Origin of the sequence: Tannerella forsythia 92A2 (genome assembly GCF_000238215.1) — a bacterium.
GTDB classification, from domain to species: Bacteria; Bacteroidota; Bacteroidia; order Bacteroidales; family Tannerellaceae; genus Tannerella; species Tannerella forsythia.
Genome location: NC_016610.1, coordinates 1,624,308 through 1,644,610 on the forward strand (window position 1 = coordinate 1,624,308; position 20,303 = coordinate 1,644,610).

At 47.7% G+C, this 20,303-nt stretch carries 16 protein-coding genes; 6 read left to right on the forward strand and 10 right to left on the reverse strand.

What is annotated here, in order from left to right:
* Positions 1-24 precede the first annotated feature (24 nt).
* The 6 genes from dut to BFO_RS06630 form a co-directional block, all read right to left on the reverse strand.
* Positions 25-459 carry a dUTP diphosphatase gene (gene dut, locus BFO_RS06605; protein ID WP_014224867.1) on the reverse strand — a complete coding sequence of 145 codons (435 nt, stop codon included), beginning with the start codon at positions 457-459 and terminating at the stop codon, positions 25-27.
* Between the two features lie 121 nt (positions 460-580).
* Positions 581-1,306 (reverse strand): nitroreductase family protein, encoded by a 726-nt coding sequence (locus BFO_RS06610; protein WP_014224868.1) that lies wholly within the window; start codon positions 1,304-1,306, stop codon positions 581-583.
* A 70-nt stretch (positions 1,307-1,376) separates the two neighbouring features.
* On the reverse strand, positions 1,377-2,480 hold the full coding sequence (locus BFO_RS06615) for an endonuclease/exonuclease/phosphatase family protein (protein WP_014224869.1): 1,104 nt from the start codon (positions 2,478-2,480) through the stop codon (positions 1,377-1,379).
* A 13-nt stretch (positions 2,481-2,493) separates the two neighbouring features.
* Positions 2,494-4,002, reverse strand: a complete 1,509-nt coding sequence (locus BFO_RS06620) for a SusD/RagB family nutrient-binding outer membrane lipoprotein (protein WP_014224870.1) — start codon at positions 4,000-4,002, stop codon at positions 2,494-2,496.
* 11 nt (positions 4,003-4,013) lie between these two features.
* The gene (locus BFO_RS06625) at positions 4,014-7,397 is read right to left on the reverse strand and encodes a SusC/RagA family TonB-linked outer membrane protein (RefSeq protein WP_014224871.1); all 3,384 of its coding nucleotides are present in this window, start codon (positions 7,395-7,397) and stop codon (positions 4,014-4,016) included.
* 30 nt (positions 7,398-7,427) lie between these two features.
* A complete protein-coding gene (locus BFO_RS06630; protein ID WP_014224872.1) occupies positions 7,428-8,444 on the reverse strand; it encodes a FecR family protein in 1,017 nt (338 codons plus the stop codon).
* Between the two features lie 122 nt (positions 8,445-8,566).
* Between BFO_RS06630 and BFO_RS06635 the strand changes: the two genes are divergently transcribed.
* Positions 8,567-9,142: an RNA polymerase sigma-70 factor gene (locus tag BFO_RS06635; RefSeq protein WP_014224873.1), complete on the forward strand. Its 576-nt coding sequence runs from the start codon at positions 8,567-8,569 to the stop codon at positions 9,140-9,142.
* On the opposite strand, the gene BFO_RS06640 is transcribed toward BFO_RS06635, so the two are convergent.
* Both BFO_RS06640 and BFO_RS06645 read right to left on the reverse strand, forming a co-directional pair.
* Positions 9,137-9,886 carry a nucleotidyltransferase family protein gene (locus BFO_RS06640; RefSeq protein ID WP_014224874.1) on the reverse strand — a complete coding sequence of 250 codons (750 nt, stop codon included), beginning with the start codon at positions 9,884-9,886 and terminating at the stop codon, positions 9,137-9,139. The two genes, BFO_RS06635 and BFO_RS06640, sit on opposite strands and share 6 nt — an antisense overlap.
* Positions 9,883-11,316 (reverse strand): RapZ C-terminal domain-containing protein, encoded by a 1,434-nt coding sequence (locus tag BFO_RS06645; RefSeq protein WP_014224875.1) that lies wholly within the window; start codon positions 11,314-11,316, stop codon positions 9,883-9,885. Before BFO_RS06645 ends, BFO_RS06640 begins: the two co-directional genes overlap by 4 nt.
* A 198-nt stretch (positions 11,317-11,514) precedes the next feature.
* Between BFO_RS06645 and BFO_RS06650 the strand changes: the two genes are divergently transcribed.
* From BFO_RS06650 to hisS, 5 genes are all read left to right on the forward strand, one after another.
* On the forward strand, positions 11,515-13,575 hold the full coding sequence (locus tag BFO_RS06650) for a dipeptidyl-peptidase 3 family protein (RefSeq protein ID WP_041590744.1): 2,061 nt from the start codon (positions 11,515-11,517) through the stop codon (positions 13,573-13,575).
* Positions 13,576-13,615: 40 nt separating this feature from the next.
* Positions 13,616-14,101 carry a Fur family transcriptional regulator gene (locus BFO_RS06655; protein ID WP_014224877.1) on the forward strand — a complete coding sequence of 162 codons (486 nt, stop codon included), beginning with the start codon at positions 13,616-13,618 and terminating at the stop codon, positions 14,099-14,101.
* 34 nt (positions 14,102-14,135) lie between these two features.
* Positions 14,136-15,407 (forward strand): adenylosuccinate synthase, encoded by a 1,272-nt coding sequence (locus BFO_RS06660; RefSeq protein ID WP_014224878.1) that lies wholly within the window; start codon positions 14,136-14,138, stop codon positions 15,405-15,407.
* 112 nt (positions 15,408-15,519) lie between these two features.
* Complete coding sequence (locus tag BFO_RS06665) at positions 15,520-16,206, forward strand: zinc metallopeptidase (RefSeq protein ID WP_014224879.1); 687 nt, start codon at positions 15,520-15,522, stop codon at positions 16,204-16,206.
* Positions 16,207-16,209: 3 nt separating this feature from the next.
* Positions 16,210-17,571 carry a histidine--tRNA ligase gene (gene hisS / locus BFO_RS06670; protein WP_014224880.1) on the forward strand — a complete coding sequence of 454 codons (1,362 nt, stop codon included), beginning with the start codon at positions 16,210-16,212 and terminating at the stop codon, positions 17,569-17,571.
* A 181-nt stretch (positions 17,572-17,752) separates the two neighbouring features.
* Here the strand turns inward: hisS and BFO_RS16455 are convergent, their stop codons facing one another.
* Together BFO_RS16455 and BFO_RS06680 are read right to left on the reverse strand one after the other, a co-directional pair.
* Complete coding sequence (locus tag BFO_RS16455; RefSeq protein WP_014224881.1) at positions 17,753-19,495, reverse strand: S8 family serine peptidase; 1,743 nt, start codon at positions 19,493-19,495, stop codon at positions 17,753-17,755.
* 15 nt (positions 19,496-19,510) lie between these two features.
* A complete protein-coding gene (locus BFO_RS06680) occupies positions 19,511-20,302 on the reverse strand; it encodes a hypothetical protein (protein WP_014224882.1) in 792 nt (263 codons plus the stop codon).
* Position 20,303: the final 1 nt, after the last annotated feature.

The window sequence follows — 20,303 nt, forward strand, 5'->3', positions numbered from 1 at the left end:
TTATGATTCAGTTTTCGATTTATCTTATACCTTTCCCGTATGTCCGAATCCTCCGGCGCCTCGTTCCGTTTCGTCGAGTATTTCTTCGGGCTCCCATGTCACGTGCGCATGGGAGGTAATGACCATCTGGCAAATCCGCTCGCCGTCGTTTATTGTGAACGGTTCGTTCGACAAGTTCACCAGAATAACGCCGATCTCGCCGCGATAATCGGCATCGATCGTACCCGGCGTGTTCAGCAACGTAATCCCGTGTTTGAGCGCCAATCCGCTACGCGGACGTATCTGAGCCTCGTATCCTTCGGGCAGTGCGATGAATAAGCCGGTAGGAATCAACCTACGTTCAAGCGGACGGAGCACGACCGGCTCACGCAGGTTGGCACGCACATCCATCCCTGCCGAAAGAGGGGTTGCATACTGTGGCAACGGATGATGAGATGTATTGATAATTTTGACTTTCATGCTTTCTGTTTTGTTTGCCGGGCAAAGGTAGAAAAATTTGTCGAGAATGAATGAATGCATATTTGGGGCTTACAAAAACTGAAAGCCCTATAATGCACGATTATCGCCTTGTTTTTTGTTTCTAAATCTTCCGATAAACCTGATCGAACGGCACGCGGAACCGTTCGCCCCAGACACCTTCGGGCAAACGCATGCCGCATGAAATAATCATATTGATCTCCGTGCCGCGTGGCAGCTTCAGCATACGTTTTACCATCCGACTGTCGAATCCTTCCATCGGGCACGTATCGTATCCGGCATCCGACATGGCAAGCATAAACGTTTGAGCTATGAGACCGCACGATTTATGCACCACCACGCGCATATCGCCTTCCGAGACCTGATGTACCATGGGACGGAAAAGCCCGAAGCACCATGTCAAAGTTTTACGTAATGCTCCGAGCAACCCGAAGCATCGCGCGTAGAGAAACGGTATGATCCGCGTATAGTATAACTCTCTCCGTTCGATACGCTTGGCCTGACGGGCAGGTGAACTGTTATGTGTAATATTACCGCGTTCGAATGTCAGTACCGCATGGGCGCGTTGACGATGTAGGTCCTGTCGTGTAACGAAAACCACCATCTGCTTTGCGGAGCTCGCCGCCAATTGACCGAGACAGGCTTTCGAAAGTTGTCTGAGTATCTCGGGGTCCGTCACATGATACGCTTCCCATAACTGCATGTTACTGCTCGTCGGGGCGAGTGTGGACAGCAGGATACAACGCTTTACCGTTTCGGAATCTATTTCTTTCGTCGGGTCGTACTTGCGTACCGAACGGCGATGAACCAGTATTTCTTCGAATGTCACTTGTTTTATGTTTTGATATCGTTAAAAAAATAAGCGAGCCAAACACTTTGAGAACAGAGGGTGCGGCCGTTTATCGTACAACCATTAGCGAGGGGAAAAGGTTCTCGTCATGCAGAGAAAATGAAGCCGAATGCTGGCCGGAACTTCTCGGGAGTAAGATGAAGGTTGCGAGTAACGCTTTATGATCACTCGGCCATATTCCCATCGGTTCAATAAACGTATCTTTACCGGAATCGGGAGCGCGCTCTCCCCGAAGAACGGAGCCACTCGGTCCGACGATCCGCATATCTTTCAGTGCGATTGTATTGTCCGAACGGTAGTAGATAAAATCAATACGTTCTCGGTCATCGGCATCGGGCGACCAGACTAATCGGTCGAGCTCCGCCGCAGGATTATCCGCCGCAAAGGTGAAGCCCGGATAGTCGACGGCATTAGGATGCTTCTCGCGGAATGCATCGACAAATCCGTTGGAATACAAGAGTGCCGAGCAGTCCCATTCGATCACAACGTTACGATGATCGCGTATGTTTTTCGTATCAGCTTGCCAGTCGAGATGGGATGGCTCATTGAAATCTCCCCCGATCAATATGATCTTGTCCTGTTCTTTTAATGCGTCAGAGAGCAGGGCGCGTATCTCATCATCACGAAAAGAGGCCCTGTTGTCGGCCAGTAAGGAGTCTATGTCCGTGACCGGCTGAGGCAACTTTTTCCAATCGCTGCTTCCGTAACCGCGAGGGAGGTAAGAGGAGCAATTGAGCCAGTCTAAGTGTGCCGAATAAACAACGACTTCTCTTCCTTCGACCCGAAAACAGGCTTTCAACACGGAGCCCCGGTCGTTTTGCAGCGGATAAATGATTTCTTGCTTCAGAATGGGATATTTCGATATAATCCCCGTGCTTACACTCCGTTCGCCGTAATATGTTACGCCCGCCTCCGACAATGCGTCAATCAGACGGGCGATAAAATCCGTGTCGTTATAATTGCGTACTTCGCTGAATGTGACAAAATCCGGTTGCAAACGAGCGATATGGTTCACGATACTCGCGAATCCGCCTTCGATCATTGTCCCCTCCTGCCAGATATTGAACTGCAGGAGGGTAATTTCTTTAGGGCTTTCTTGACGGCAACCGGCACAGAGCAGGAACAAAACAAAAATATATTTCAAGTGTCTCATCTTAATTTGTGTATTATTTTAACAACCACATAACATCGTTTGGGGTGTCTGTTCCGTTAAACTGACGTTTTATTGCATTTTCTACATTTTCCTTATTGCGTTCATATTCGTTTTCAGGATACATCCATCGGACCGGATACTGTGTCTTGATTTCATTCATATTCGTTGTTGGATCTAATGGCAATTCAGGATAGCCCGTGCGCCGATAATCGTAATATGAATTAAACGGTAACTGTACGAACGATGCGATGTATTTCTGAATCATAATCTGTTTTAATCCATCTTTTTCGTTAAATGCGGCTTTACCTTTTAAATATCCGTCGATATACGCATCATCTATCGTTCTTCCGTGCCTAGATGCTTCGGGAGTATGTTCTGCCGTAAATTTCATGGCGGCACGGACTCCTTTTTCATAATGCTCCTTGGCCGAGCCGGGTGTCTTCCATCCTCGCAAAGCTGCTTCGGCCAGGATAAATTGAGTCTCGGTGTAGGCGATGAACTTTACCGGCTCGCCCTGTGGCATGCGGTGATAACGTTTGTTTATTGTAGAATGTTTTCCGGCAGCAAATTCGGCTTGAATCTGTCCGTATTCCAGCACGGGATTTACACCACTGTATGCATCGAAAGAAGACATGTCAGCAGTCAACGCTTTCGCCGGTTCTGCAAAATAGAAGAGGCGGTAATCCTGTAAGTCCTTCAACATATTTACGAAAAACGAAGTGAAAACAGGATATGGCCAGAAGTTCTGTTTCTCATGGTAGAACGGATACCACTGGCTACTTTTGCCGGCATCGTATGTGCGCTGATAACTGTCGGCTTCGCTCTCAATAAGAGGAGAGGCGGCTGTTTTCTCGAACAGGTTGCGTATATCAATACCGGCCACGGTCTGTTTTTTGCTTAACATATTCAGTAAACGCAACATGAAACTGTTCGTTGCACGCTGCCATTTGACCGGATTCCCGTTATAAATAAAATCACCATCGAATGCCGAAGCCGAACCGAATAGCTCGGAAGATTTCTGTAAGTTTTTCAGAATGACTCCGAATACCTCCTCCTGGGTATCATATTGGGGCGAAACAATGCCTTCGGATTCCCCTTTCAAGGCTTCTGAACAAGGAACATCACCCATAGCCATGGTAGCGTTATAGAAGACCAGTGCCTGCATAAAATAATCCAGTGCTTCGTAGGCTTGTTTTTTGTTTTCTGCCATGCCTTGATCGGCATGTACCAGGTCTACCATCTTCTTCGTGTCAATCAGATAGGCATAAGCATCGTAATTGCCGCGTTCGAATTTATTGTACATATACCATTCCATGTGTTCGGTAAAGCCGGTAGACTTCATCAGCCACGAGTCGCCGAATAGCCATTTGCTTGCCGGGCTGTCCGTCGTATTGAGAATGATTCTTGTCGCTAAAAAATCGGGAGTCACCATTGTCGGTGTATCCGGATTCAAGTTGATATCGTTGAAATCGCCGCAAGCAATCAGCATGACGGAGAGTAAGGGATAAATTATCTTTTTCATAATGATAGGTATTATAATGTCAAATAAATATTAAAACCGATATATCTGGTGGTCGGAGAGTTCAGGTTCTCTTTTCCGCGATCCGGGTCTGAATACTTGAACGCTTTGCTCCACATCAACAAGTTTTGCCCGATTATGCCGATCTGCACATTTTTCATAAGTAGTTTATCTGTGAGTGGGGCAGGGAAAGAATAGTTCAGCGCCACTTCGCGCAGCTTAACGAAGGAAGCATCGAGGATATTCTGGCGAGGCTGGTGATCCCACGGATTTTCATTATAAATCATGGTGTAGCTCTGGTATGATACGGGGATATCGTTCGGTGCGAATGTACGGGTATCTTGCAGCATCCGACCGTAAGCATCGTATGAGGCAGATCCGTTCACTATTTTCGAACCTGGGGCGACGTAATTCTGCTTTCCGTTCACTACCTCGTCGTAGCGCCACTGATTATCACTATCCGGATGTGATCCTGCATGCCATAATGCCTGTTCTGTCCATGAATACATCATACCGCCCAAACGACCATCTAATGAGATACTCAGATTGAAATCTTTATATCTGAAGCTGGAACTGAGACCCAGGATCAAATCCGGATCGCTGTTTCCGATCACACTTTGATATTTATTCTTGACAGGTAACCCTGCCTGATGAACGATATTTCCCTCGTGATCGCGCTCCCAATCGTAGTAGAAGAATTTATCGTAACGTTCTCCTTCTTTGATGCGGGGATCTTTCGAACTGTACACCGGATCGAGCTTGTCGTAATACCAATGGAAAAATGCTACATTCAATGCTCCTTCCCATGTGAAGTCGCGATTCACGACAGGTTTACCTCTGAGAGTAAACTCCATGCCTCGCTGCCGGATTTCTTCTGCAGTGTTCGTTGTGATTTGTCCGAAGCCTGAGCTTGTCGATATTTTGGATGAGATCAGTCGGTCGTAGCGTAGCCGATTGAAGAGCGTATAATCGAATCCTAGCCGGTTATTAAAGAAACGGAAGTCTGTACCGAACTCAAAGGACGATTCCGTTTCGGGTTTGATATTCGGATCACGCAAGGTGGTCGGATATGTTGCAGTAGACAATCCATTCCACACATCTGTTTCTACAGAATATATCCGGTTCAGTTCATACACTTCCAGATCTCTTTTGGCTACTGTCCACGAGGCGCGGATTTTCCAGAAGTCCAGGATGTCTTCGACCGGATTCCAGAGAGCTGTCGGGATCATGCTGCCTGATACGGAAGGGTAAAAGTAAGATCTTGAAGAAGAAGGGAGTGTTGACGACCAGTCGTTACGCCCGGTGATGTCGAGATAGATCGTACTTTTCCATGATAGACCTGCTTTTCCATAGATACTGTAGAGCGCTTTCTCACTTATTTCTTTCGAAACGTTCGGTCGTTCTACCGAAGCGTTCAGGGAGTAGAATCCCGGCACTGAAAGCCCGCCACGAGTATTACTTGTGAACGAAACGGTTTTATACCAGTAAGACGAGAGACCGGCGATTAGATCAATACCAAAGTCGTTATGGGAATAATCTCCTTTCACGATGAGGTCGTTATTAAAGCTGGATCCGTCGTATTGTCCATATCTGTAATATCCGCGCTTCTGACCGCTGTCACCGATCGACTGGCGGTAGTCCTCATCATTGTTGTAATTATCGAAACCCGAACGGAACATGACAGAGAGATTCTTCATAAAATCGTATGAGAGCGTAACATTCGTTGTAAACAGATTTTTATCCTGCTGATGAATTCGCTCATTCATGATATAGTAAGGATTATCATACCATGCTTCGAAAGGCCAGTTTTGTTTCCGGTCTTTGACTTTCCAGTAATTTTTGTAGTCGAATACATCGTACTCCGTTCCGCTCCATATCAGCATGTTATAGAAAATATTGCCATTGCCGTAATTGACTCTCGGCATATTCGGCACTTTTTCCTTTTTATAAGAGAAGCTGGCGTCAATTTTAAAGTTGTTGTATGTGATGTTGCCGTTGCCTGTCAGAATATATTTATTCAGGCTTGTATTAGGATAGGAACCTCGTTCGTGAACCTGTGTTCCCGAGATACGAAAACCTCCCAGTTTGCCGGCCTGCGAAATACTCACGTTTGTATTGGTAATAATACCCGAGCGGAAGAAGTTCGAGATATTGTTCTTTCCTCTCGGTAGCAAGGGCATCATTTGCTGTTCCATCGTCAGCGGGTCATACTGTTTTACTTCGCGACCATCCATGTAGTTTCCCCATACATAACCGCTGTTGTATTCTAATTGTCCGTAGTTTCCCGTACTGTACGACGTTTGTGCTTCCGGAATTTTCAGATAGCCCATTCCGGCCATTGTATGATTCGAAATATTGACAGTCAGTGTGCCGGACTCACCGCTTTTTTTCGTTGTGACCATGATAGCGCCTGCACGACCACGCACACCGTATAAGGCTGAAGCCGTTGCACCTTTCAGTACATCGATACTTTCAATATCTTCGGCCGAAAGATCGTGTAGAGTTATATTTCCATAAGCGACACCATCTACCACGATCAGCGGATTTTCCCCACGCAACATAAGCTTTGGTTTTTCCGATATCTCGGAACTGTTATGAATAGCCAGACCGGCAATTTTACCCGTCAGACTGGATGCCACATCGGTCCCTTTCACGGCAGAGAGCGCCTCCCCTCCGATTTTCTGCACCGAGTAGCCGAGCGCTTTTTCTTCCCGTTTGATACCTAAAGCCGTTACCACTACTTCGCTCAGACTTTTCGTATCTTCAATTAGCACGACGGTAAACGACGTTTTATTTCGTGTATCAAGTTCCTGCGTGTGATAGCCGATATAAGAAACAATAAGGGAGGCATGATTGGAGACAGATAAGGCGAATCGTCCGTCGTGATCTGTTACGGTGCCATTCGTCGCCGTGCCTTTTTCGATAATGTTTGCTCCGATTATTGGCGTGTTCGATGCATCCATGACGACGCCCGTCACAGCTTTTCGCCTGTCATCCTGTACTACCGTTTTTGCCGATAGCTCTTTAGGAGATAAGATGATGTTTTTGTCCAGAACCTTGTACTGAATGTCCATGTCGGCAAATAATCGGTCTAATACGTAAAAGATATTTTTTCCCTCGCTTTTAATGGTGACCACACGCGCCATATCTATCCGACGGTTGTTATAAAAGAAATGGAATTCAGACTGTCGCTCGATTTCGTCCAGGACCTCCTGCATCGTGCGGTTTTGTGCATTCAGTGTCAGGAGCGTTGATTGTCCATCGTTTTCCGTCGCTCGCATTCCTCCTGCGCAGAGCAACAGGCAAGTTATCAACACAAGCCCTTGTAATTTGCACTGTAACAAATAGCACGACAGGATTCCGTGCCTGATTTTCCGGTCTGTTTGTTTGTTTTTCATGTTTTTGGGTAAATCATTATAATATCTGTGTTAAAAAATCTCTACGATTGTTTTCTCTTGTGCCGCATCCTCCTTCCTCTCCGGCTCAATTATTCGATACCGAATACCCGAAGAGATACGGAAATGTTCCAGAATAAGCGGTAGTTGTTGCGTATCGAAGCGTCCGGTGTACGAATGTTCGTATAATTTATTGTTTTTTACATCGAACTGAGCGTTAAAACGTTTTTCGAGGATTCTTAACGCATCTTTGAACGGGGTATTACGGAAGATGACCAAACCGTCTTTCCAAGCAATCTGTGTTTCGGGGATTATTGTATTGAGAATTAAATGCTTCGTCGTTTTGTTATATCGGACATATTCGTCCGGATTCAGCACGATAGACGCTTCCCCGTGATCGCCCGATGGGTACGTGAAGCGAACAGAGCCGGAAACCAGCGTGGCGTTGACTAGTTCATCTTTCCGATAAGCTTCCAGATTAAACTCCGTGCCTAGTACCTCGACCTTTGCTCCGGAAGAGGTGTGTACGATGAACGGCCGGTTGCGATGTTTACGTACCGAGAAATATGCTTCGCCTTCAAGATCGACTTCCCGACAGTGGCCTGTGAATACACTCGGATAAGTTATGCGTGAGTCAGCATTGAGCCAGACCATGCTCCCGTCGGGAAGAGTGGTTGTTGCCACCATGCCCGGAGAAGTGTGTAGTTCTACATTTCCGGTTGTCTTTTCGGGGAGATGCTGGTAAAGTAGCACACAAAAGAGCGGAATGAATAAAACAGCGGCTATCCTTTGTGTCCATCGCCCGACCGTGCTCAGACGTCGCCATACGATCTTGCGACGGACATTTCTCAACGCTTCTATCGTCTTTGCTTCACGAATTGTCCTCAGTACCTCTGTACTGTAATATATATAATGTATATCGCGAGTCAGTTGCTCATTAGTTTCCGATTGTGCAATCCATGTTTCCACATCGACTTTTTCCTTTCCGAAAATCTTTCCGGAAAGATATTCCAGCAAAATCGCCTCATCGATCTTATTCCCTGTTTCCATATTATGAAGACGGTTTACATGTCAAATATCCTAAACTTGGTCGTTCGTTGGGAGGGATATTTTTAGGGAAGCTAAGATTTATCTTCGTCTTTTTATCGTATTTTTGTGAAAGAAATAAGAACATGAGAAAGGATAAAGGTTATAGAATATCGGACGAAACACTCTTTTTGCAAATCCGTCACGGATGCGGGAAATCTTTTGATGCACTTTTTATAAAATATTATCCGGTGCTATGGGCCTATACGCGGCAGTTTATCGAGCCGGAAGATGGCGAAGAAGTGGTGCAGGATGTCATGGTTTGGCTATGGGAAAACCGCCAGCGAGTGGCGTTCGAAACCTCTCTGAGGAACTACTTGTTTCGTGCGGTACGCAATCGTTGTCTCTCTTTGATTGATCGCAATGAGCTGAAACGAAAAGTATACCATATCGTCCATGAAAAGATGTCATCGCACTTCGAAAATCCCGATTTCTACGACTACGAAGAGTTGACCCGACGGATCGAAGAGGCTTTGACACGTCTTCCGGAAAGTTATCGCGAGGCTTTTGAGCTAAATCGCTTCCATCAGCTTACGTATAAAGAAATTGCTGAGCGGCTGAATGTATCGCCTAAAACAGTTGATTATCGTATTCAACAAGCTTTAAAACAATTGAGGGTGGAGTTAAAAGACTTACTGCCGATTCTTTTTCTCGTCCTATAACAACCCGTTATCGCGCAGCCATGTGTCCGCTTCGGCGAGCGCTTCGGGTTTTCCGATGTCTATCAGGCGAAGGCCGTCCTGCACGTAGGGGCAGATCGGAGCTTTGGCGCAGACTGAAAGATAGAAGTTGATGATTGAAAACTTGCCGGTCCATTCTTCCATCAGGTCGAAGATTTTGGGGGAGATGACATGGATACCTCCGAAGGCATATTCCAAGTATTTCGACGGGTCGAACTGCGGATAGTGCGAGCGTACCTCCCCTGTGTTGCGGTTACGCCAGCCGTAGAGACGATGGTCTTTTTTCTGCCCGAAGAGCAGTCTGCGTGCGGTCTGGCGGTGGCTTACCACAAGCGTGGCCAGTGCATCCGATGTCAGATGATGACGATAGAGCGCTTCCAGATCGATATTTGAGAAGATATCTACATTATGCACCAGAAACGGTTCGTCGCCTTTCAGAAACGATTGTGCCTGTTTGATTCCGCCTCCGGTATCCATCAGATAGTTACGCTCGTCCGAGATATCGATATGAAGCCCGAAATGACTCTTTGAGGTGAGGAACTCAATGATCTGTTCGCCCAAATGATGAATGTTGATGACGAGATGGGTGAATCCGGCAGCTTTCAGCTTCAGGATAATATGTTCGAGCATAGGCTTCCCGCCGACGGGTAGCAATGCTTTAGGCGTCTCGTCGGTCAGCGGTTTGAGACGCGACCCGAGCCCTGCGGCAAAAATCATGGCTTTCATTTTTCTTTGGGTTCAAAAGTCTCTTCTATGTTCTGCTCACGGTGAATCAGCCGCACTTTAACGTCGTACTTCTGATGTAAATGCTCGGCCAGATGTTGGGCTGAATAGACGGAACGATGTTGTCCGCCCGTACATCCGAAAGAAACCATCAGATTCGTAAATCCACGGTCTATGTATCGTTTGACGGATGCATCCACCAGCGAGTATACATGGCCGAGGAAAGTAGTGATTTCACCATCGTCTTCCAAAAAACGGATAACCGGTTCGTCCAGACCCGTGAAATGATTGAATCGTTCGTACTTACCGGGGTTATTGATGGCCCGGCAATCGAAGATAAAGCCTCCGCCGTTGCCGCTCGGATCGTTCGGGATTCCTTTTTTGTAGGCAAAACTCACGATCTTTACTTCGAGCATGCGTTTGCGGTGTTCCTCCGAGAACTGTTTCAGTTGAATCAGTTGTTTCAGAATAGTGCAGAGGTACGGATATTCCGGATAATCTTCGTGTAGCAGTTCGCGCAGATTCTCTAACGCATACGGTACGCTTTGAATGAAGTAAGGTTTTTTCTCGAAATAGCCGCGAAACCCATACGCCCCCAATACCTGTAGGGTGCGGAACAATACAAACTGTCTGAGCCGGTTGCGGAATGCCGCCTCATTCACGTCCGTATATTTTCGGAGTGCCTGAATATATTCGCCGAGCAGCTCTTCCCGTAGCTCGTTCGGATACCGCGCCTTGGCCTGCCAAAGAAACGAGGCTACATCGTAATAGACCGGCCCTTTGCGTCCTCCCTGAAAATCGATGAAATAGGGTTCTCCGTCCTTGATCATCACATTACGCGACTGGAAGTCACGGTACAGAAAAGTCTGTTCCGAGTCGCGTAACAACATACGGCACATCTGTTGGAAGTCGTCTTCGAGTCGCGCCTCCTGAAATTCGAGACCGGTGGCTTTCAGAAAACAGTATTTGAAATAATTCAAATCCCACATGACCAATCGGCTGTCGAATTCGGGCTGCGGATGGCATCGCGAAAAGTCGAACCCTTGCGCACCGGTGTACTGAAACGCCGGCAGCATCCGGATCGTTTTCTTCAGTAGCGCCCGCTCTTCCGGACTGAAGACACTGCTCTGCCGTCCTTTCTCGATGGCGTGAAAAAGCAGCGTGTCACCGAGATCCTCCTGCAGATAGAAACGTTTGTCGTCGGAGTGGGTGTAGATTTCAGGAACAGGCAATCCCTGCTGCCTGAAATGATGCCCCATATAGATAAAAGCTGCATTTTCTTCGATAGAGGTGCCGCATACCCCGATCAATGAGGTCTTGCCTGCCAGCCGGAAATAGCGCCGGTTCGAACCGGACGAAGGAAGCTCTGTCACTTCTTCCGCCTCCGTGTCGGTTTGCAGGCGATATAGTCGTTTTAATTCATCTGTTATCATTACGGGACACGAAGGTACGGCAAATTATTGGAAAAAGAAAACGATCCGCATGTTTTTCAACAGCAGAAATTAGGACAGGTGTCTTGAGACATGCGGTAAGAAGGCGGCAACTCCTTTTAAACATCTGCTTATGGTTACGAAAAAGCGGACGTTTCCAAATTAATCATTAACTTTGCACGTCTTGAAAATGATGACTCGATGAAAAAGTTAATTGTATCACTTATGACAACCGTAATGTTTACTGCCTGCGGCAACAAATCGCAGACTGTTCATGATGAAGCTGCAAAACAACAGGAAATCGACTACACGGTCGATCGTTTTGCCGACATCGAAGTACTTCGCTACGAAGTCCCCGGATTCGAAGCCTTGGCTTTGCAACAAAAACAGTTGCTTTACCATCTCTCGGAAGCCGCGTTGATGGGCCGCGATATTCTTTTTGATCAGAATTGCCGTTACAACCTTGCTATTCGCCGCTCGCTCGAAGCCGTGTATCAGGAATATAAAGGCGATCGGAACAACGCGCAGTTCAAGGCGCTGGAAACATACCTTAAACGCGTATGGCTGGCTAACGGTATCCACCATCATTATGCCGAAGACAAATTCGAACCGACGGGTCTTACGCCGGAATTCTTTGCGGAATGTATCCGTCAGGTTGATGCGGCCCGCTTACCCCTTCGCGAGGGACAGAGCGTGGAGCAGTGGCTTGAAGAAATCATGCCGGTCATCTTCGATCCGAAGGTGATGCCCAAACGGACCGTACAGAGCGGTGAAGGCGATATCCTTCTGGCTTCGGCAAATAATTACTATGAGGGCGGCATCACACAGAAAGAAGCGGAAGATTTCTATGCCCGCATGCGTCTCCCGAACGATACGATGGCTGTCTCCTACGGCCTCAACAGTCGGCTGGCTAAGGTAAACGGCGAGCTCGTTGAAAAAGTCTGGAAAGTTGGCGGATTGTATACGCAAGCGATTGAACGCATCGTCGACGAGTTGCAAAAGGCCGTGGCCTTTGCCGAGAATGACGCACAGAGAGCCGTTATCGAGAAGCTGATCGAATATTACCGTACAGGCGACCTCAAAACGTTCGATGCCTATGCCATCCTCTGGGTGAAAGACCTTGCGTCGGAAGTAGACTTTGTCAACGGCTTTACGGAGACATACGGCGACCCGCTGGGCATGAAAGCAAGCTGGGAGTCGATTACGAACTTCATCAATCGGGAAGCGACGAAGCGTACAAGAATCATCAGCGAAAACGCGCAATGGTTCGAGGACCATTCGCCGATGGACAAGCGTTTTAAGAAAGAAGAAGTAAAAGGTATCACAGCGAAAGTGATCACCGTGGCAATGCTTGGAGGCGACTGTTACCCGACAACGCCGATCGGCATCAACCTGCCGAATGCGGACTGGATACGCAAGCACTACGGCTCCAAGTCGGTGACGATCGAGAATATCACGGAGGCTTACGACAAAGCGGCGAAAGGAAACGGATTTAAGGAGGAATTTGTGATCAACGATGCGGAACGCGAACGAATCGAGCAATACGGTTTCATTACCGACAACTTGCATACCGACCTGCACGAGTGCCTCGGACACGGCTCGGGACAGTTGCTCGAAGGCACAGACCCGAATGCGCTCGGAGCATACAGCTCGACCCTTGAAGAGGCGCGCGCCGACATTTTTGCGCTGTACTATCTGGCCGATAAAAAACTGCTCGAACTGGGGCTGTTGAGCGATCCCGAAGCTTACAAGGCAGAATATTACAAGTATCTTATGAATGGCTTGATGACTCAGCTTGTGCGCATACAGTCGGGCAAAGACATCGAAGAGGCACATATGCGAAACCGGCAGCTTATTGCCCGCTGGGCTTACGAAAAAGGGAAGCCGGACAATGTCGTCTCATTCGAGAAACGTGACGGTAAGACGTTCGTTGCCATTAACGACTACGAAAAGTTGCGGACGCTCTTCGGCGAGCTGCTGGCGGAACTTCAACGCATCAAGAGCGAAGGTGATTTCAATGCCGGCAAGCAATTGGTGGAAACGTATGGCGTTAAAGTAGACCGGGCCCTTCACGATGAGGTGCTGGCACGCTATCAGCGTCTGAACCTCGCTCCATACAAAGGGTTTGTCAATCCGGTCATGAAGGAGGTTAAGAATGCACAGGGCGAAGTGACCGATATTACGCTCGATTATACCGAAGGGTATATAGAGCAGATGCTGCGGTATAGCAAAGAATATTCCTTTCTGCCTACATATAATTAAGATTGACGGATTGTTTACTTAAAAACGATAAGAAAAAGAAATGACTCCCGACGACCTGTATGACTTCGAGAAAATGAAAGCTCAGTTTTCACGCTATCTGATTGAGAAAGGGATGCGGAAAACAACGGAGCGTTTCATGATTCTGGATCATATCTGCCGGATTCAGGGGCACTTCGATGTCGAGATGCTGCACAAACAGCTTGACGACGATCATTTCCATGTCAGCAGGGCCTCCATCTACAACACGATCGAGACCCTCATGGATGCGCATATCGTGATCCGTCATCAATTCACCGCGCAACTGGTACAGTACGAGCTGCACGATGCAGCCGCAACTCATCACCATGCGATCTGCAGTTACTGTGGGGCGGTCAAGGAAATCAAAGACGAACGTCTCTCGGACGGAGTCGCGCGTTTACGTACTCCACGGTTCACATACGAGTATCATTCGCTCTATGTTTACGGGATCTGTTCGAAATGCAAATTCCGGATGGCACACCGGAGCAAAAAGTCGGTCGCTACGTGAGAAACGGAAAAACAAACAAAAATAATATAAGAAGATGAAAGTAGATGTTCTTTTAGGTTTACAATGGGGCGACGAAGGTAAAGGAAAGGTCGTTGACGTATTGACACCGTCTTACGACGTGGTCGCACGTTTTCAGGGAGGCCCGAACGCCGGACACACGCTCGAATTCGAAGGAAAGAAATATATCCTGCGCTCCATCCCGTCCGGTATTTTTCAGGGCGGTAAAATCAACATCATCGGAAACGGTGTCGTGCTCGACCCGTTATTGTTCAGGGAAGAAGCCGAGGCGTTGGCCGCCAGCGGATACGATATCCGGAAACAGCTGCGTATTTCGAAGAAAGCCCATCTGATCATGCCGACGCATCGAATCCTCGATCAGGCCAACGAAGCGGCCAAAGGTACCGGAAAGATCGGCACGACCGGCAAAGGCATCGGCCCGACATATACGGATAAGATCAGCCGTAACGGCTTGCGCGTAGGGGATATTCTTCATGATTTTGAAAAGAAATATGCCGAGGCCAAACGTCGTCATGAAAATATGTTGCGTGCCATGAACTTCGGATACAACATGGCCGATCTGGAAAAACCATGGTTCGAAGCGCTTGAATACCTCAAGCAATTTGATCTGATCGATAGCGAACATGAGATCAATGAATACCTTACCGAGGGCAAGTCGGTACTGGCCGAAGGGGCGCAAGGTACGATGCTTGATATCGACTTCGGCTCTTACCCGTTCGTTACGTCATCGAACACCGTCTGTGCCGGTTGCTGTACCGGCCTCGGCATTTCTCCGCGAAATATCGGCGAGGTGTACGGCATCTTCAAGGCCTATTGCACACGCGTCGGGAGCGGTCCGTTTCCGACCGAGTTGAAAGACGAGACCGGTGAAGAGATGTGTCAGCGCGGATGCGAATTCGGCTCTGTTACCGGGCGTAAACGTCGTTGCGGATGGATCGACCTCGTAGCGTTGCGGTATGCGATGATGATCAATGGCGTTAGCCGGCTTATCATGATGAAAAGCGATGTGCTGGATACGTTCGATACGATCAAGGCATGCGTCGCCTATCGGATCGATGGGAAGGAGGTGACCCGCTTCCCCTTTGAAGTGACGGAAACATCAACTACTCCTATTTATACGGAGCTGCCCGGATGGAAAACAGATATGACAACGATGAAAAGTGAAGACGAATTTCCGGAAGAGTTTAATGCCTATCTCTCTTTCCTTGAAGAAGAGCTGGGCGTTCCCATCAAGATCGTATCCGTAGGACCTGACCGCGAACAGACGATTATCCGGTATACCGAGTGATCTTCCTCTGCATGCATTTTCGGCAGGTAACTGACATTTTGTCGACTGGCACTGTTTTTGCATCAGAGCCGGTGATGATATAGTATTAACTTCAATTGTAGAAACGATGACGATGTATTCTTTATATTGGGTGCTCTTTATCGGCATTGCCGTCATCAGCTGGATTGTATCGGCCCGGATGCAGAGCAAGTTTAAAAAGTATTCTCAAATCCCGATGCCCAACGGCATGACAGGGAGAGAGGTGGCGGAAAAGATGCTGCGCGAAAACGGTATCACGGATGTGAGGGTGATCTCGGTGGCCGGTCAGCTGACCGATCATTACAATCCGGTTAATAAGACCGTGAACCTCAGTGAACCGGTCTACGCAAGCAACAGCATTGCCGCTGCTGCCGTAGCGGCACACGAATGCGGGCACGCCGTACAGCACGCAACGGCTTACGGTCCTCTTAAGATGCGTTCGGCGCTTGTCCCTGTCGTCAGCTTTTCTTCCAATATCGTGCAGTGGGTACTGCTCGGAGGCATGCTGATGTTGAAAGCTTTTCCGCAGCTGTTGCTGATCGGCATCATCCTGTTTGCCGTGACGACGCTGTTTAGCTTCATCACCCTGCCTGTCGAAATCAATGCCAGCAGCCGTGCCCTGGTATGGCTGAAAACAGCCGGTATCACGAATTATCAGACGGACGGAATGGCCAAAGACGCGTTGCGCTCGGCAGCCTATACGTATGTCGTTGCCGCGCTCGGATCGCTGGCGACTCTTTTGTATTACATCCTGATCTTTTTAGGAGGAAGACGAAATTAACGAATGGCACAGAAACCTTCTATTCCGAAAGGAACGCGCGACTTCTCACCCGAAGAGATGGCCAAGCGCAACTATATATTTAATATGATTCGCGACGTTTATCATCTCTACGGCTTTCAACAGATTGAAACGCCCGCCATGGAAAATCTTTCCACCTTAATGGGAAAGTATGGCGAAGAGGGCGATCGTTTGCTGTTTAAAATTCTGAATTCCGGCGATTGTCTGGCGGGATTTACGGACGAGGAACTGCGCGAAAAGAACGCCTTGAAGTTTGCGGCCAAAGCCTGTGAGAAAGGGTTACGCTATGATTTGACCGTACCCTTCGCCCGCTTTGTCGTACAGCATCGCAACGATCTCTCGTTTCCGTTCAAGCGTTACCAGATACAACCCGTATGGCGTGCCGACCGGCCGCAGAAAGGCCGCTATCGGGAGTTCTATCAGTGCGACGGCGATGTCGTCGGGTCGGATTCGTTGCTGAACGAGGTGGAATTTATCCAGATCATGGACGAAGTGTTCCGTCGTTTCGGCATACGTGTGTGCATTAAAATGAACAATCGCAAAATCCTGACCGGTATTGCCGAGATGATCCGTGAAGCGGATAAAATCACGGACATCACCGTGGCGATGGATAAGCTCGATAAGATAGGTCTCGACGGCGTTAACGACGAATTGCGGAGCAAGGGTATTTCGGAAGAAGCGATTGCGAAGTTGCAACCCGTTATCGTCATGAAAGGCGATAACCGCGAGAAGATGGCCGTGCTGAAAGAGATGCTTGCCGGCTCCGAGACGGGACTGAAAGGGATTGAGGAAACGGAATATATTCTGAATCATATCGAGACGTTGCCGCTTGCGGCCACGCTCGAAACCGACCTGACACTGGCGCGCGGACTGAACTATTATACCGGCACCATCTTCGAAGTGAAAGCACTCGATGTCGAAATCGGCAGTATCACCGGCGGAGGTCGGTATGACAATCTGACAGGTGTGTTCGGGATGGACGGTATGTCGGGGGTCGGCATCTCGTTCGGAGCAGACCGTATCTACGACGTGCTCAACCGGCTCGATCTCTATCCGGCCGATTCGCTCCAAACGACGCAAGTCATGTTCGTCAACTTCGGTGAGAAAGAAGCGGCTTATCTGTTGCCCGTTATGGCACGGGTACGTGCGGCCGGCATACGTGCCGAACTGTACCCCGAAGCGGCGAAGATGAAGAAGCAGATGGGGTATGCCGATGCGAAAAGGATTCCGTTCGTAGCCCTCGTCGGCGAAAACGAAATGGCCGAAGGAAAGATCAACCTCAAGAATATGCAGTCCGGCGAACAGGAATCCGTCGGTATGGATGAACTGATTGAAAAGATAAAATGACGGATATTTTAATCTGTAGTTTCAACCTGTCAAATCCGGTCACAACAGTCTGTTCGAACAGCACCAAGCAGGCTAAATAAAGTCCGGAGGAATTTACACATCTAAAAGAGGGTGTGCCCAAACATAGCGTTTTGACACACCCTCAAAATTCTCCGGACACGAGTTCCTGTTATCTCCTTTATTATCTTATCTCAAAGCAACAGCCTGAATTCACCTCAAATGTTCCGTTAACGGACGTTTCAGGCGATTTGACCGTCAATTTTGCACGATTAGACACCGTTACATTCTGCAATGCAAAACCGGAACCGCAGCTCCGAGCAAATCGGTTGGACGATATGTTATTCGCCAAACTGTTTACGCAATTTGCTGCCTGAACGGCCGCTTCGGCATCTACTAATCCATAGCCCACCTCATTATTCCAGGAACCGTTAGGATGGGCCGGTGTCGTTTGAAAAACGTAGTTGTCTAACTTCCGGCATGTCATTTCGATAATACTCCGGACTTCATGTTCGTACAAATGCGGATTAACGGATAAGATCAATGCGGCAATCCCCGCTACCTGCGGGCAGGCAGCCGAAGTGCCACGAAAACCGACACGATAATCGCCGGCCGGACCGGGAGCTGTGTTTTTCCCTTTCTCTCCCTGCAAATCGGTCGTATAGACTCTTGTCGTGATTTCATTATTATCATCAGGCCCAACGGGTGCTACCACATCCAAGTCTTTACCGTAGTTGGAACTCCCTACGCGTCTCCCTTTATTATCCACGGAACCTACAGCCATTACATTCGAAAGATGTGCAGGATTGCGTACCTGAGGTTTTCCATCATTATGCGAACAAAAAACAACTACGCACCCTTTTCCGTTTCTGCCCCGAAGAATACATTCACTAATAACAGCATTAAATACAGATGATTCATAATAACCTATTGGAAATCCCCATGAGTTATTAATCACATCGGAACCAGATTTATACGCATGTTCGAGACCACTTATAATAGTATTTTGGGAGACATATCCACTTCGAAATACCCTTATCGGTATCATTTTGCATTTCGGTGCAACGCCTACCACTCCGATGGAATTATCGATTGCACCTACCACTCCGGCACACCATGTGCCGTGACCGTCATTACCCGTATAGCTTCCTTTGGAATTACCTCCGGTAGCATCATATCCGAGATACTTCAGCAGATTGGCTTCCAGATCGGGATGCGTTAAATCAACACCTTCATCTACGATGGCAATCTTTATATTACCGTTGCCTTTTGTTATTCTCCATGCAGGCTCGATATTGATATCGATGCCCGGTATCCCTCCTTGCTGCCCCGTATTTTTGAATGTCCACTGTTGGGGCCAATACGTATTGCCTAACATCGCTTCCATATAAAAATTGGGTTCTACAAAATCGACCGTTCCCGTTTCATATACCTTACGGCATACGGACAGCATATCTTTCATCTTGCAGTCTAACGTCAGCAGAGATATTCCCGATGCCGGCAGAATCAGTTCTTGTTTTCTGATTTTACCGGATAATCCGCTTTTCCGGATCACGTTTTCTATCGTTTCGCCTTTGCGGGGTTTGATGAAAATACTGTTGGATAAAGCCAGCTGTGCAGCATTGTTATATTCCAGCATATAATAGACATCTTCTACCCTATCGGAGCGCATAAGTTCTTCATCCCGGAATCGATTCGGGTCGACCTTCGCTTTTACCAAACCGTCGGACAGCCTATCCAACGATTCGAACTTGAATTGCCGAATAGCCCGGTCCTGCCAATCCTGCGATTTCGTCTTAATGACAACGAGGTCTTTTCGAATCTTAAACACTTCTTTTTTCCCATCTTTCGAATAGAAAAAATCCGATTGGGCAAACAGACTCGTTGCAAGAAGTGCAACAAATAGACATAGATATAATCGTTTCATAACTTTACTTTTTAATTATTCTGCTTTCTTGAAAGTCATTAATACCTGGCCCGGATATTCAGCCGTATAACCACAGAAACAATCCGTTTCAAATTCGGAATCGCTTATCGCATGAAAAAACATTTTTTGCTCCGGTACTACTCCGGTAACATCTTTCAGCATAATTGCATGTTCGGTATCGAATATCTCATAATGATATGTTTTTACCGGAAGCCCGGGTTTCATCAGTTTGAGTATTTTCCGATCGATAAATTCGATTTTCACCGATTTACCACCAAGTGTTGGATAAGTATGTGCATACATTCCCAATTGCAACACCGGTTTCGGCTTAGGCCCGGTTGGCACAATCGAAGTCAGCTCCATCGTTCCCTGCTTCTTACCTAAACTGTCTGTTTCGGTCCGTACAATACCGCTCAGCTGCACATTGAGCTCCGTGATCGTACTTAATGTGTTCTTATAGACAAATTCTCCTTTCCGTTCTTTTACGGATGCTGGAAGATTTTTCACCTTACACAGAACAGTTTCTCCCTTTTCATCCGTATAGCCGAAGTATGTATTTCCTTTATACGAACCGTACGGAGGGTAATGTATCAGCATATTTTCAGGATTGGCACGCCATACGTGCTCGACATCGCTGCCTACCGAGGGTGACACCACGATCCGCAGCCTCGTTTGCAGATTTTCAATCTGGATGCCACCTTCTTGTTTGCCCGGATCATCTTCTTTGCTGCACGAGATTCCAGCTACAGCAAAAAGAAACAGTACACAAAGACACTTAACAGTCAAAAATAAATATAATCGTTTCATA

Excerpts from the sequence above, each read along its gene's own strand:
- BFO_RS06645 (WP_014224875.1), bottom strand. The coding sequence starts at position 11,316 with ATGATAACAGATGAATTAAAACGACTATATCGCCTGCAAACCGACACG.
- dut (WP_014224867.1), bottom strand. The coding sequence starts at position 459 with ATGAAAGTCAAAATTATCAATACATCTCATCATCCGTTGCCACAGTAT.
- BFO_RS06655 (WP_014224877.1), top strand. The coding sequence starts at position 13,616 with ATGACTCCCGACGACCTGTATGACTTCGAGAAAATGAAAGCTCAGTTT.
- BFO_RS06680 (WP_014224882.1), bottom strand. The coding sequence starts at position 20,302 with ATGAAACGATTATATTTATTTTTGACTGTTAAGTGTCTTTGTGTACTG.
- BFO_RS16455 (WP_014224881.1), bottom strand. The coding sequence starts at position 19,495 with ATGAAACGATTATATCTATGTCTATTTGTTGCACTTCTTGCAACGAGT.
- BFO_RS06615 (WP_014224869.1), bottom strand. The coding sequence starts at position 2,480 with ATGAGACACTTGAAATATATTTTTGTTTTGTTCCTGCTCTGTGCCGGT.
- BFO_RS06650 (WP_041590744.1), top strand. The coding sequence starts at position 11,515 with ATGAAAAAGTTAATTGTATCACTTATGACAACCGTAATGTTTACTGCC.
- BFO_RS06625 (WP_014224871.1), bottom strand. The coding sequence starts at position 7,397 with ATGAAAAACAAACAAACAGACCGGAAAATCAGGCACGGAATCCTGTCG.
- BFO_RS06660 (WP_014224878.1), top strand. The coding sequence starts at position 14,136 with ATGAAAGTAGATGTTCTTTTAGGTTTACAATGGGGCGACGAAGGTAAA.
- BFO_RS06635 (WP_014224873.1), top strand. The coding sequence starts at position 8,567 with ATGAGAAAGGATAAAGGTTATAGAATATCGGACGAAACACTCTTTTTG.
- BFO_RS06665 (WP_014224879.1), top strand. The coding sequence starts at position 15,520 with ATGTATTCTTTATATTGGGTGCTCTTTATCGGCATTGCCGTCATCAGC.
- hisS (WP_014224880.1), top strand. The coding sequence starts at position 16,210 with ATGGCACAGAAACCTTCTATTCCGAAAGGAACGCGCGACTTCTCACCC.
- BFO_RS06640 (WP_014224874.1), bottom strand. The coding sequence starts at position 9,886 with ATGAAAGCCATGATTTTTGCCGCAGGGCTCGGGTCGCGTCTCAAACCG.
- BFO_RS06630 (WP_014224872.1), bottom strand. The coding sequence starts at position 8,444 with ATGGAAACAGGGAATAAGATCGATGAGGCGATTTTGCTGGAATATCTT.
- BFO_RS06620 (WP_014224870.1), bottom strand. The coding sequence starts at position 4,002 with ATGAAAAAGATAATTTATCCCTTACTCTCCGTCATGCTGATTGCTTGC.